The organism is Streptomyces sp. NPDC059003, assembly GCF_042740445.1.
Lineage (GTDB): Bacteria > Actinomycetota > Actinomycetes > Streptomycetales > Streptomycetaceae > Streptomyces.
On sequence record NZ_JBHYJH010000118.1, the window covers coordinates 1 to 12,244 of the forward strand.

The 12,244-nt window shown below is 72.4% G+C and carries 11 protein-coding genes; 2 read left to right on the plus strand and 9 right to left on the minus strand.

The window, feature by feature from the left end; genetic code table 11:
• Positions 1-157: 157 nt before the first annotated feature.
• Complete coding sequence (locus tag ACFWZ5_RS31800) at positions 158-454, minus strand: DUF3039 domain-containing protein (protein WP_033263869.1); 297 nt, start codon at positions 452-454, stop codon at positions 158-160.
• Positions 441-1,658 carry an MFS transporter gene (locus ACFWZ5_RS31805; protein WP_384800175.1) on the minus strand — a complete coding sequence of 406 codons (1,218 nt, stop codon included), beginning with the start codon at positions 1,656-1,658 and terminating at the stop codon, positions 441-443. The genes ACFWZ5_RS31800 and ACFWZ5_RS31805 overlap by 14 nt, the downstream gene beginning before the upstream one ends.
• A gap of 121 nt (positions 1,659-1,779) precedes the next feature.
• Between ACFWZ5_RS31805 and ACFWZ5_RS31810 the strand changes: the two genes are divergently transcribed.
• Positions 1,780-2,649, plus strand: a complete 870-nt coding sequence (locus tag ACFWZ5_RS31810) for a LysR family transcriptional regulator (protein WP_384800178.1) — start codon at positions 1,780-1,782, stop codon at positions 2,647-2,649.
• Between the two features lie 45 nt (positions 2,650-2,694).
• Here ACFWZ5_RS31810 and ACFWZ5_RS31815 read toward each other — a convergent pair whose 3' ends face one another.
• Positions 2,695-3,255, minus strand: a complete 561-nt coding sequence (locus ACFWZ5_RS31815) for a YqgE/AlgH family protein (RefSeq protein WP_384800214.1) — start codon at positions 3,253-3,255, stop codon at positions 2,695-2,697.
• Between the two features lie 252 nt (positions 3,256-3,507).
• Here ACFWZ5_RS31815 and murA point away from each other — a divergent pair, with 252 nt between their 5' ends.
• On the plus strand, positions 3,508-4,851 hold the full coding sequence (murA, locus tag ACFWZ5_RS31820; RefSeq protein WP_384800181.1) for a UDP-N-acetylglucosamine 1-carboxyvinyltransferase: 1,344 nt from the start codon (positions 3,508-3,510) through the stop codon (positions 4,849-4,851).
• Between the two features lie 187 nt (positions 4,852-5,038).
• On the opposite strand, the gene ACFWZ5_RS31825 is transcribed toward murA, so the two are convergent.
• The 6 genes from ACFWZ5_RS31825 to ACFWZ5_RS31850 form a co-directional block, all read right to left on the minus strand.
• The gene (locus tag ACFWZ5_RS31825; protein ID WP_030680681.1) at positions 5,039-5,320 is read right to left on the minus strand and encodes an HU family DNA-binding protein; all 282 of its coding nucleotides are present in this window, start codon (positions 5,318-5,320) and stop codon (positions 5,039-5,041) included.
• A 389-nt stretch (positions 5,321-5,709) separates the two neighbouring features.
• Positions 5,710-7,131: an NAD-dependent malic enzyme gene (locus tag ACFWZ5_RS31830; RefSeq protein ID WP_384800184.1), complete on the minus strand. Its 1,422-nt coding sequence runs from the start codon at positions 7,129-7,131 to the stop codon at positions 5,710-5,712.
• 390 nt (positions 7,132-7,521) lie between these two features.
• A complete protein-coding gene (locus tag ACFWZ5_RS31835) occupies positions 7,522-9,855 on the minus strand; it encodes a HelD family protein (protein ID WP_384800187.1) in 2,334 nt (777 codons plus the stop codon).
• An 86-nt stretch (positions 9,856-9,941) separates the two neighbouring features.
• A complete protein-coding gene (locus ACFWZ5_RS31840; RefSeq protein WP_384800189.1) occupies positions 9,942-10,826 on the minus strand; it encodes an anti-sigma factor family protein in 885 nt (294 codons plus the stop codon).
• Entirely contained in the window at positions 10,823-11,392 is a 570-nt protein-coding gene (locus ACFWZ5_RS31845; protein WP_384800192.1) for a sigma-70 family RNA polymerase sigma factor, read from the minus strand. Before ACFWZ5_RS31845 ends, ACFWZ5_RS31840 begins: the two co-directional genes overlap by 4 nt.
• Before the next feature lie 126 nt (positions 11,393-11,518).
• Positions 11,519-12,124 (minus strand): CGNR zinc finger domain-containing protein, encoded by a 606-nt coding sequence (locus ACFWZ5_RS31850; RefSeq protein ID WP_384800195.1) that lies wholly within the window; start codon positions 12,122-12,124, stop codon positions 11,519-11,521.
• Between the last annotated feature and the right edge of the window lie 120 nt (positions 12,125-12,244).

Below are 12,244 nucleotides of genomic sequence, written 5' to 3' on the forward strand. Positions count from 1 at the left end.
GGGTGGGGAATCAGCCCGCCCGGCGTTTGAGGACGAGGCGCGCAGCGCCGGAGAGAAGGGGGTCTGGGGGCGGAGCCCCCAGGGACGGGGCGGGTGGGTGGGGGAAAGCGGCAGGCCCCCGGCTGCGGGTGCCGAGGGCCTGCATAAGGCGGGACGCCTACTTCTTGCCGTCCTTGCCGCCCTTGTCCTTGTCTCCGCCCGCCCCCATGGACTCGTAGATCTCCTTGCACATGGGACAGACGGGATACTTCTTCGGGTCGCGGCCGGGGACCCACACCTTGCCGCAGAGCGCGACGACGGGAGTCCCGTCGAGGGCGCTCGCCATGATCTTGTCCTTCTGGACGTAGTGCGCGTAGCGCTCGTGGTCGCCGTCACCGTGCGACACCTGCGGCGTCGGCTCTACGAGGGTCCCCGTACCTGCCCCGCGCTCGGGCTCGGGCTCAAGAGTGCTCATAGGTGCCAAGGGTACTCACGCCGGGCGCGTCCTGGCAGCGGCTGTCACCCTCGTCGGCCGTACCCGGACCGGTGCGCCGCCCGCGCGCGGTCGCGAGGTGCACGGCGAGGCCGAGCCCGGCCACCGCGGCCGCCGCCCACGGCAGGGCACCCGCGTCCAGGCCCGCAGAGAGCGCGAGGCCCGCGACGCCGGAGCCGACCGCGCTGCCCAGGTAGAGCGCGGAGTTGTTCAGCGCGAGCGCCACAGTGCCGCGCTCGGCGCTGAGCGCCAAAAGCCGGTGCTGCTGCGGCACTTGGAAGGCCCAGCCCGCCGCGCCCCAGATCACGAGCGCGGGGAAGGCCACCGCGCCGAGGAGCGGAAGGGAGGCCTCCGAGACGACCAGGAGGGTCGTGACGCCCGTCACGAGGGCGAGCACCCGGCCCGTCCGGTCCACCAGCGGGCCCGCAAGCACGCTGCCGAGCACCCCGCCGATCCCCCACGCCCACAGGTACGGCGCCACATCGCCCTCGCCGACGCCGCCCGTCGCGTCCAGGACGGGCGCGAGGTACGTGTACAGGCCGAGGCTCGACACCGCCCCCAGGAAGGAGACGCCCACGATGGGCAGCACGGCGCGGTCGGTGAGCGCCCCGAGCCGCGCCCGCACCGGCACGGGGGGCTGCGCGGGGATCTCGGGCAGCCCCACGGCGAGGCCCGCGAGCGCGACCGCGCCGAGCCCCGTCACCAGCCACATCGTCGACCGCCACGAGGTGTGGTCGGCGAGCAGCACGCCCAGCGGGACGCCGAGCACCGTGCCCGAGCTCATCCCGCCCATCACCAGGGCGAGCGCCCGGCCCCGCTTCTCGGGCCCGGCGAGCGCGGCGGCCGCCGCCGTGGAGAGCGCGGAGTAGACCCCGGCGCCCACGCCCGCCACCGCGCGGGCGACGAGCAGCACGGCGAGGCCCGGCGCGAGCGCGGTCAGGGCGTTGCCCAGCGTGAAGACGCCGAGCGCGGCGATGATCAGTACGCGCGGGCGCGCGCTCGCGAACAGGCCCGTGACGAGCGGCGCGCTCACCGCGTACGCAAGCGTGAACACGGTCACCATCTGCCCGGCCAGGGACACCGTCGTGCCCAGGTCGTCCGCGACCACGGGCAGCAGGCCCGCCATCACGTACGCGTCGAGCCCCAATGTGAAGGACCCCAGCATCAACAGCCAGATTTTCCGCATGGGCCATCAGCTCCCTCAAGTTCCCGCGTCCCCGCTCGGGCCGTCGTCCAGGGACGGAAACGTAGGCAGTCTCCGGTTCCGTAGGGAAATGCCCGTCACGGTGCGCTTATGCTCGGGAGGCATGAATGACCTGGGCCCTCTCGACGCCGTGGAGCTGCGGCATCTGCGCGGCTTCCTCGCCGTCGCCGACGAGCTGAGCTTCACGGGCGCCGCGGCCGCGCTCGGCATCGGCCAGCCCGCGCTCACGCGGACCGTACGCAGCCTCGAAGAGGCCGTCGGCACCCGCCTCCTCGACCGCAGCACCCGCCATGTGGCGCTCACCGACGCCGGACGCGGCCTGCGCGACGAGCTCGCGCCGCTGCTCAGCCGGCTCGACGCGGCACTGCGCGCGCCGGGCGACGGACGGCCGGAGCTGCGGCTCGGGTTCACCTCGCTGCTTCCTGAGGTGTGCGGTCCGCTCACCACCGCGTTCAAGGCGGCGACCGGCGCGCTCGTGCGCCTGGTGCGGCGCGACGAGCCGCTGGCGGGGCTCATGTCGGGCGCCTGTGACGTGGCGGTGGTACGCGGTGACCTGCCGCCCGGGGCCGAGGTGCGCAGCCAGGTGCTGCTGTGCGAGCCGCGCGTCGCCGTCCTGGCCCGCGGCGCCGGCGCTCTCGCGGGCCGCCGCGTCGTCGACTGGGCGGAGCTCGCCGACCACCCGCTCGTCGTGAACACCATCACGGGCACCACACGCCCCGACCTGTGGCCCGCGGACCGCCGCCCCCGGCTCGCCTGCACCGCGGACAACCTCGACGAGTGGCTGGAGGCGGTGGCCGCCGGACACGGCGTCGGCGTCGCCCCGGAGCCGGTCGCCCGCCGCCACTCCCACCCGGGCCTGCGCTACGTACGCCTGAAGAACGCGCCCCCGGTCACCGTCCACCTGGCCGTCCCGGCCCGCGACCCGCACCCGCTGGCGGAGCGGTATCTGCGGACCGCCACCGACAGCCACTGACCGACAGCCACTGACCGGCCGTCAGTACGGCCGTCAGTACGGCCGTCAGTTCAGCGACGGGTCGTCCGGGTACGTCGCCACCATCGCGAGCTCGCTGCGCTGGCGCCGCAGGACCGCGCGCCACAGCCGCTCGGGGTCGGGCGACGACACGTCGCCCGGCTCGGACTCCACCACGTACCAAGCGCCCTCGACCAGCTCGTCCTCCAGCTGCCCCGGGCCCCAGCCCGCGTACCCGGCGAAGATCCGCAGGGAGCCGAGCGCGGAGGCGAGCAGCTCCGGCGGCGCCTCCAGGTCCACCAGGCCGATCGCGCCGTGCACGCGCCGCCAGCCGAGGGGCCCCTCGTCGCCGGGGATCACCGCGACGCCGAGCGCCGAGTCGAGGGAGACCGGCCCGCCCTGGAAGACCACCCCCGGAGCGCCGGCGAGATCGCCCCAGCCCTCCAGGATGTCCGCGACCTCCACCGGCGTCGGGCGGTTCAGGACCACACCCAGGGAGCCCTCCTCGTCGTGGTCGAGGAGCAGCACCACCGCACGGTCGAAATTGGGGTCCGACAGGGCCGGCGTGGCCACGAGCAGCCGCCCTGTGAGCGAGGACACCTCGGTCATGCCAGACATGATCCCGCATCTTGGGCCCGCGCGGGGAGGCAATGAGCCGACGTGCGGGAGCGCAGTTCAGGGCCCCTGAGGGTGCCCCGGGCGCCGCCGCGCGAAGGTGACCCTGAGCGTCCGCTTACGTACGGTTCGTGTTGTAGCCGAGTCATGACGTGTTTGCGTCCCCTTGGGCCTACGGACCGGGGGCAGGCGGCCATTACGCTTTCCCTTTGGTCCCCCCGTCCATCTCATCGGAACGCGAGATTCATGACCGTCACCGACGATGTCCTCCTTGTCCACGGCGGAACTCCGCTCGAGGGCGAGATCCGTGTCCGCGGCGCGAAGAACCTCGTGCCCAAGGCCATGGTTGCCGCGCTGCTCGGCGGCGCTCCGAGCCGGCTGCGCAATGTCCCCGACATCCGCGACGTACGCGTCGTACGCGGCCTGCTCCAACTGCACGGTGTGACCGTCCGCCCGGGTGAGGAGCCGGGCGAGCTCGTCATGGACCCCTCGCACGTCGAGAGCGCGAACGTCGCCGACATCGACGCGCACGCGGGCTCCTCGCGCATCCCGATCCTGTTCTGCGGCCCGCTCCTGCACCGCCTCGGCCACGCCTTCATCCCGGGCCTGGGCGGCTGCGACATCGGCGGCCGGCCGATCGACTTCCACTTCGAGGTGCTCCGCCAGTTCGGCGCGACGATCGAGAAGCGCGAGGGCGGCCAGTACCTGGAGGCCCCCAAGGGCCTGCGCGGCACCAAGATCCGCCTGCCGTACCCGTCCGTGGGCGCCACCGAGCAGGTGCTGCTCACGGCCGTGCTCGCCGAGGGTGTGACGGAGCTCTCCAACGCCGCCGTGGAGCCGGAGATCGAGGACCTCATCTGCGTACTGCAGAAGATGGGCGCGATCATCGCGATGGACACGGACCGGACCATCCGGATCACGGGCGTGGACAAGCTGCACGGCTACACGCACCGGGCCCTCTCGGACCGCCTGGAGGCCGCCTCCTGGGCGTCCGCGGCGCTCGCGACCGAGGGCAACATCTACGTCCGCGGCGCCCAGCAGCGCTCGATGATGACCTTCCTGAACACGTACCGGAAGGTCGGCGGCGCCTTCGAGATCGACGACGAGGGCATCCGCTTCTGGCACCCGGGCGGCCAGCTGAAGTCGATCGCCCTGGAGACGGACGTCCACCCCGGCTTCCAGACCGACTGGCAGCAGCCGCTGGTCGTGGCCCTGACGCAGGCCACAGGCCTGTCCATCGTCCACGAGACGGTGTACGAGTCGCGCCTCGGCTTCACCTCCGCGCTGAACCAGATGGGCGCGCACATCCAGCTCTACCGCGAGTGCCTCGGCGGCTCCGACTGCCGCTTCGGCCAGCGCAACTTCCTGCACTCCGCGGTCGTGAGCGGCCCCACGAAGCTCCAGGGCGCCGATCTGGTCATCCCGGACCTCCGGGGCGGCTTCTCGTACCTGATCGCCGCGCTGGCCGCGCAGGGCACGTCCCGCGTCCACGGCATCGACCTGATCAACCGCGGCTACGAGAACTTCATGGACAAGCTCGTCGAGCTCGGCGCAAAGGTCGAACTCCCGGGCAAGTCGGCGCTGGCCTAGCCACCCCGCGGCTTCCGAAGGGCGCTCCCGGCGAGGGGGCGCCCTTCGTGCTTCGGGCGCGGGGAGCGCCCGAAGGGGCGCGGGGAACTGCGCGACCAGCCACAACGCCGCCGCAGACAAAGAACCACAGCGGAACGCCAAATGGGCGGCCACCCGAATCCGGGTGGCCGCCCTTCGCTGCTTGAGGCTACTTGCCCTTCGCCGCTTCCTTGAGCTTGCTGCCCGCGGAGACCTTGACGCTGAAGCCGGCCGGGATGTTGATCGGCTCGCCGGTCTGCGGGTTGCGGGCGGTGCGAGCGGCACGGTGGGTGCGCTCGAAGGTCAGGAAGCCGGGGATGGTGACCTTCTCGTCGCCCTTGGCAACGATCTCGCCGACGGTCTCGGCGAACGCGGCCAGCACGGCGTCGGCGTCCTTGCGGGTCACCTCGGCGCGGTCGGCCAGCGCGGCCACCAGCTCACTGCGGTTCATGTTTGTACTCCCGTGTTCTTCTTGCTGTTGAGGCGTGCCCCGCGGCGGAGCCGCATCTCGGGCACAGCGATGCCGATGCTGCCAGGGTCCTCAGGTGGGCCCCGGACCCGGGTCCGACGTCAGACCCTCGCGCCCAGAGACGCATCCTGCCCCCACCTGCGGCGGGAAAGCCAATCCGGCACCCGAGGGAGTCACACGAAAAGCGCCACTGCCTCGAAATGGTGACGCTCCGTCCGCTCTCGGTGCCGGACCGCAGGGCCTGCGGGGCGGGTAAGCCCGTGCGGGCCCGAGGGCCCGCGTGCCGCCACCCTAGAGGGCCGTAGGTAGCGGCACGTTCCACGACGCGCCGTGCGGCGGGCCGTGGCACCCGTCACAGGGCCGGGCGGGCGCTAGCCCGCCGTCGTTGCGCCCGCGGCCTTCGCTGCCGTGCGCACCGCCCCGGCGACGGCTCCCGCGACCTTGTCGTTGAAGACGCTCGGGATGATGTAGTTCGGGTTGAGCTCGTCCTCGGTCACCACGTCCGCGAGGGCGGTCGCGGCGGCCAGCATCATCTCCGTGTTGACCGTGCGCGACTGGGCGTCGAGGAGGCCGCGGAAGACGCCGGGGAAGACCAGGACGTTGTTGATCTGGTTCGGGAAGTCCGAGCGGCCCGTGGCCACGACGGCCGCCGTCTGGCGGGCGACCGCCGGGTCGACCTCCGGGTCCGGGTTCGCGAGCGCGAACACGATGGCGCCGTCCGCCATGGCCGCGACGTCGTCGCCGCCGAGCACGTTCGGGGCCGAGACGCCGATGAACACGTCGGCGCCGACGACGGCCTCCTTGAGCGTGCCGCGGGCGCCCTCGGGGTTGGTGTTGTCGGCGATCCAGCGCAGCGGGGAGCCGGGGGCGGCGTCCACCAGGTCCGCGCGGTCGGCGTGCACGACGCCGTGGATGTCGGCGACGACGGCGTGCTTGACGCCCGCCGCGAGGAGCAGCTTGAGGATGGCCGTACCGGCCGCGCCCGCGCCGGACATGACGACGCGCACGTCCCCGATGCCCTTGCCCACCACGCGCAGGGCGTTGGTGAGGGCGGCCAGGACGACGATCGCGGTGCCGTGCTGGTCGTCGTGGAAGACGGGGATGTCGAGGGCCTCGCGCAGGCGGGCCTCGATCTCGAAGCAGCGCGGCGCGGAGATGTCCTCCAGGTTGATGCCCGCGAAGCCGGGGGCGATGGCCTTGACGATCTCCACGATCGCGTCGCTGTCCTGGGTGTCCAGGCAGATCGGCCAGGCGTCGATGCCGGCGAAGCGCTTGAAGAGGGCCGCCTTGCCCTCCATGACCGGCAGGGCGGCCTTCGGGCCGATGTTCCCCAGGCCGAGGACGGCCGAGCCGTCCGTCACGACCGCAACGGAGTTGCGCTTGATGGTGAGGCGGCGGGCGTCCTCGGGGTTCTCGGCGATCGCCATGCAGACGCGGGCCACGCCCGGCGTGTAGACCATGGACAGGTCGTCGCGGTTGCGGATGGGGTGCTTCGACTGCATCTCGATCTTGCCGCCGAGGTGCATGAGGAACGTACGGTCGGAGACCTTGCCGAGGGTGACGCCCTCGATGCCGCGCAGCTTCTCGACGATCTCGTCGGCGTGCGCGGTCGAGGTCGCGGCGATCGTGACGTCGATGCGCAGCTTCTCGTGGCCGGACGCCGTGACGTCGAGGCCGGTGACGGAGCCGCCGGAGGACTCCACGGCCGTGGTCAGCTGGGAGACCGCGGTTCCGCTCGCGGGCACCTCCAACCTGACCGTCATCGAGTAGGAGACGCTGGGCGCCGTTGCCATGGCGGACTTCCTCTGCTTTCACCTTGTAGCTGTTGCCGTCCGATCGTCGCACCTACCCCTGAGTACGTGGTAGCCGCCCCGGATTGCGAACGTTTTGTTCACGCTGGCTGTGGTGGTGTCTGATGTTGTTTTCGGAAAACGACTTCCACCATACGAGAACTTCTGGGAAACGAGAAGAGGTCCACGCCACCAAGTGACGTGGACCTCTCCGTACGTTCAATGACACCGACCCGCCATGCTCGCCTCGCGGCAAGTGGTCGCTCGTAGCGACGAAGGTTGGGCCCGGGGGCTTGGATCGAGCCGGTGCCACATCAACGGTAACAAACGAATCCCGTAAGGCAATTCCCGTCGCGGGGGTCAATCCACGAGCAGCGGGCGATCAGTCGGCGATCAGTCCCTGAGCAGGTCCGGCACTCCGTCCGCGTCCGGCTCGTCGCGGGCGCCCGACAGGACCGTCAGCTGCTGGGTCGCGCGCGTCAGGGCCACGTACAGGACGCGCAGGCCCGCCGGGGACTCGTCGGCGATCTCCGCGGGCGAGACGACGACCGTCGCGTCGTACTCCAGGCCCTTGGCCTCCAGGCTGCCGAGCGCCACGACGCGCTCGCCGAGTCCGGCGAGCCAGCGGGCCGCCTGCTCGCGCCGGTTCATGGCGACGACGACGCCGACGGTGCCCTCGACCTGGTCGAGCAGGTGGGCCGCCGCGGCACGCACGGACTCGCCCAGGTCCCCGTCCCGTACGACCGTGAAGCGCGGCTCGACGCCCGTGGAGCGGACAGCCGACGGCGCCTCGGAGCCGGGCATCGCGAGGGCGAGGACCTTGGCCGCGAGGTCCGCGATCTCGGCGGGGTTGCGGTAGTTGACGGTGAGCGTGAAGCGGCGGCGCGGGCGGGTGCCGAGGGCCTCGTCGCGGGCGGCGGCGGCCTCGTCCGGGTCGGACCAGGAGGACTGCGCGGGGTCGCCCACGACCGTCCAGGTGGCGTGCCGGCCCCTGCGGCCCACCATGCGCCACTGCATGGGGGTGAGGTCCTGGGCCTCGTCGACGATGACGTGCGCGTACTCGACGCGCTCGGCGGCCAGGCGCTCGGCGCGCTCGCGCTGGGACTCCTCGCGCTGGGGCATCAGCTCCTCGAGGCCGGTGAGCTGGTCGAGCGGGTCGAGGTCGCGCTTCTTGCGGGGGCGGGCGGGGGTGCCGAGGATCGCCTGGAGCTCGTCGAGGAGCGCCACGTCGTGCACGGAGTACGCCTCGCGGCGCAGGGAGCGGGCCACTCGGCGGATCTCGCCCGGGTTGAGGACGCGGCGGGCCCAGCGGCCGAGGCGCTTCTCGTCGGCCATGGCGCGGAGCACTGCACGTGGGGTGAGCTCGGGCCACCACGCGTCCAGGAACGCGATGAAGGTGTCTTCGGTGGTGATGTCCTCGTCGAAGGACGAGCGGAGTTCCGCGGCGAGTTCCGGGTCGGAGTGGCGGGTTGCGGCGCCGGACTTCGTCCAGAGGGCGTCGAGGAGGAGCTTGCGGGCCCTGGGGCGGAGGAGGTTTACGGGGGCGGTGCCTCCGAGGGCGGCGGCCCGGATGCGGGACAGTTCGCTGCCGTCGAGTTCCAGGCGTCTGTTGAAGGCGACTACGCGGAGCTTGGTGGGGGTGCTCGCCATCGGCGGGTGCGGGTCCGCTCGCTTTGGGTCGGGATCCGCCCCAGCGGAACGACTGCCCACAGCTGTATCGGGTGCTTCCAGTGCGCCTCTGGCTGCCTTGCGCAGGACCTTCAGCATGCGGGAGGAGCCCTTGATCCTCGCTACCGCCGGGGTGTCGTACTCCGTGGCTTCTGTGCCGTCGACCAGGGAGCCGACCGCTCGGATCGCCACCTGGCCCTCCTCGCCCAGGGACGGCAGGACGCCCTCGGTGTAGGCGACCAGGAGGGGGGTCGGGGAGACGATGAGGATGCCGCCCGCGTAGCGGCGGCGGTCCTGGTAGAGGAGGTACGCGGCGCGGTGCAGGGCGACGGCCGTCTTGCCGGTGCCGGGGCCGCCCTCCACGTACGTCACCGACGCGGCGGGCGCGCGGATCACCTGGTCCTGCTCGGCCTGGATGGACGCCACGATGTCCCGCATGGAGTGGCTGCGGGCCTGGCCGAGCGCGGCCATCAGGGCGCCGTCGCCGACGACGGGCAGCTCCTCGCCGTTCAGGAACGCCGTCAGCTCCGGGCGCATCAGGTCGTCCTCAACGCCGAGGACCTTGCGGCCCTTGGAGCGGATGACGCGGCGCCGGACCACCCGGCCCGGGTCGACGGGCGTGGAGCGGTAGAACGGCGCCGCGGCGGGCGCGCGCCAGTCGATGACCAGCGGCGAGTAGTCGGCGTCGAGGACGCCGATGCGGCCGATGTGCAGGGTCTCGGCGATGTCGGCGGTGTTGTCCGCGCGCACCACGCCCTCGGCGGGCTCGACCGCCGTGTACGCGCCGTCCGGGCCCTTCTTGCCGTCCTTGCCGAGCAGCAGGTCGATGCGGCCGAAGAGGAAGTCCTCGAACTCGTTGTTGAGGCGGTTGAGATGGACCCCTGCGCGGAAGACCTGCGCGTCGCGCTCGGCGAGCGCGCCCGGCGTACCGACCTGGGAGCGCTTGGCAGCGTCGTTCATCAGGAACTCCGCCTCGTGGATCTTCTCCTCGAGACGGCGGTAGACCTGGTCGAGATGTTCCTGTTCGACGCTGATCTCGCGGTCGCGTACGTCGGCCACCGGGGCCCCTTTCCTGACGTGCTGCTGCCCGTATTGAGCAGCCGTCCACCGTACGCGAAAGGGGCCCCTGTTGTGCAGTCATGTGCTTACACGTCGACCTCGACCAGGCGCTCGCCGTCGAACGTGGTGACCTCGAAGCGGTCGATGTCGCCCCGGGCGAAGGCGGCGCCGCCGTGGACGTAGAGCGGGGTGCGGGCCCATTTGTCCGGGCTGTCCTTGATGCCGTAGCCCCACTTGGGCACCGACCAGGTCGTCACGGTCTCCCGCTCGCCGTTCTTGCCGACCGCGACCAGGGAGCACTTCAGCGGGCCCTTGACGTTCTTCAGCTCCAGGACCGTGTGCGTGCCCCAGGCCTTCTTCTCCGTGCCGACGGTGGCGGTGACCTTGGTCTTCGGGTCGGTGGCCGCCGTCTTCTCCTCCATGTGGTTGAAGAAGGCGTCCTCGGCGGGCGAGGTCGGATGCGGCTCGCCCGCCACGTCCTTCGAGCCGCCGCCGTCGTCGCTCACCGCGAGGACCGCGAGCGGCCCGCCGATGATCAGCGCGGCCGCCGCCGCGACCAGGTACATCCCGCGCCTGCGCTTCCGGGCGCGCTTGGCCGCGACCTCGTCCACGAGGGCCTCGGCGAGGCGCGGGCCGGGACGGGCGGACAGCTGCTCGCCGATGCCGGGGGTGCCGCGCGGCCGCACCGGGCCCGCGCCGCCCGGCGCCTCGCGCACGCCGGGGAGGTCCGCGAGCGCCGCCAGCATCGGCTCCATGCCGGAGAACTCCTCCAGCTGCCGCGCGCACAGCTCGCAGCCCGCGAGGTGCGCCTCGAACGCGGTGGCCTCCGCGTCGTCCAGGATGCCGAGGGCGTAGGCGCCGACGGTCTCGTGCACGTCACCGGTGCCCTGCGGCCCGTGGCCGTGTGCGCCGTGACCTGCGTGTCCACCGTGTCCGCCGTGCGAGCCGTGTGCGTCGTACGGCGTACTCATGCCGTCACCCCCCGCTCCTCCAGAGCCAGCTTCATCGAGCGAAGCGCGTAGAAGACCCGCGAGCGGACCGTGCCGCTCGGGATCCCGAGCGTCTCGGCCGCCTCATTGACCGTACGCCCTTTGAAGTAGGTCTCGACAAGTACCTCCCGGTGCGCGGGAGTCAGGTCCTCCAGCGCGTCCGACAGCGTCATCAGCCACAGCGCCTTATCGATCTCGTCCTCCGCGGGGATGACCTCCAGCGGTGACGGGTCGACCTCCTGCGGCCGGGCCTGCCGGCTGCGGTGGCCGTCGATGACGATGCGGCGCGCGACCGTCACCAGCCAGGGGCGTACCGATCCGGTCGCCCGGTTGAGCTGACCGGCGTTCTTCCAGGCACGGATGAGCGTTTCCTGTACGACATCTTCGGCGCGCTGCCGGTCTCCCGCCACCAGCCGGAGCACATAGGCGAGAAGCGGTCCCGCGTGCTCGCGGTAGAGCGCGCGCATCAGCTCCTCGTCCGGTTCCGGCGGGGGTTCCTGGCGATGTCGGTGCGGGCGTTCATCGGCCACGGCGGAATCCTTGCGCACGTCTGCCTCCGCTGTCCGCTGTTCGTCCCGGCTGCCCAGGTCGGCCTTGCCGGCCGGTCACACTGGACGTACGGACGGGGCGGGGGATGCGTTCAACGGGGCGGGAAAGTTCCCCTCCGGGCTCCTTCAGGCGCGCGCGAGTTCGGCCGCCCTGCGCCGGTGTCTCGCCACCCGCTCCCGGTTGCCGCACACCTCGCTGGAGCACCAGCGGCGGCGGTGCCCCCGTGACGTGTCCAGGTAGACGATGGGGCAGTTGTCGCCCTCGCACTGGCGGAGCAGGGAGCGCGCCACCGGGTCGGTGAGCAGATCGACGGCGTCGCGGGCGACGGCCGCGAGCAGGGGTGCCCGGCCGGGGGTGCCGTGCAGGGCGCGGACGAGGGTGCCGTCGGTGTGCCGGACGGCGCGCGGGGCGGGCGGGGCGGCGGCGGCGAGCGCGTTGACGCGGGCGAGCGCGGCGTCGGCGGGCCGCGCCGCCAGCTCGCCGCGGACCAGCTGGGCGATATGGCCGCGCAGTTCGCGGAAGGCCGCGAGCCAGGTCGCGTCCGCGCCCGGCAGCGGCGTCGCGTGCGGGACGAGCCCGGCGCCCGCGAGCCAGGCGCGCAGTCGGTCCACGCCGTCGAGCCGCTCGGCGGGGTGGGTGGTCGCGACGAGGTCGAGGCAGACGCGGCCGGAGTCGAATCGGAGTTCGCTGTACGTGGGGTGGTACGGGGACTTGGACGCACCCAACACCATGCGTCGTTCACCGCCCTTGGGGTTGCCGGTGAGTGCCGTACCCCTACAGTGCCCGCCCTTGCGCGCCGCCGGAACCCCTGCCACCGGGGGCGTTCCCCGCCGCGGCGCGGGCGCGTGCGT

Bases quoted from the DNA above. Each gene is read 5' to 3' on its own strand.
- ACFWZ5_RS31800 (WP_033263869.1), bottom strand. From the start codon at position 454: ATGAGCACTCTTGAGCCCGAGCCCGAGCGCGGGGCAGGTACGGGGACC.
- ACFWZ5_RS31805 (WP_384800175.1), bottom strand. From the start codon at position 1,658: ATGCGGAAAATCTGGCTGTTGATGCTGGGGTCCTTCACATTGGGGCTC.
- ACFWZ5_RS31810 (WP_384800178.1), top strand. From the start codon at position 1,780: ATGAATGACCTGGGCCCTCTCGACGCCGTGGAGCTGCGGCATCTGCGC.
- ACFWZ5_RS31815 (WP_384800214.1), bottom strand. From the start codon at position 3,255: ATGACCGAGGTGTCCTCGCTCACAGGGCGGCTGCTCGTGGCCACGCCG.
- murA (WP_384800181.1), top strand. From the start codon at position 3,508: ATGACCGTCACCGACGATGTCCTCCTTGTCCACGGCGGAACTCCGCTC.
- ACFWZ5_RS31825 (WP_030680681.1), bottom strand. From the start codon at position 5,320: ATGAACCGCAGTGAGCTGGTGGCCGCGCTGGCCGACCGCGCCGAGGTG.
- ACFWZ5_RS31830 (WP_384800184.1), bottom strand. From the start codon at position 7,131: ATGGCAACGGCGCCCAGCGTCTCCTACTCGATGACGGTCAGGTTGGAG.
- ACFWZ5_RS31840 (WP_384800189.1), bottom strand. From the start codon at position 10,826: ATGAGTACGCCGTACGACGCACACGGCTCGCACGGCGGACACGGTGGA.
- ACFWZ5_RS31850 (WP_384800195.1), bottom strand. From the start codon at position 12,124: ATGGTGTTGGGTGCGTCCAAGTCCCCGTACCACCCCACGTACAGCGAA.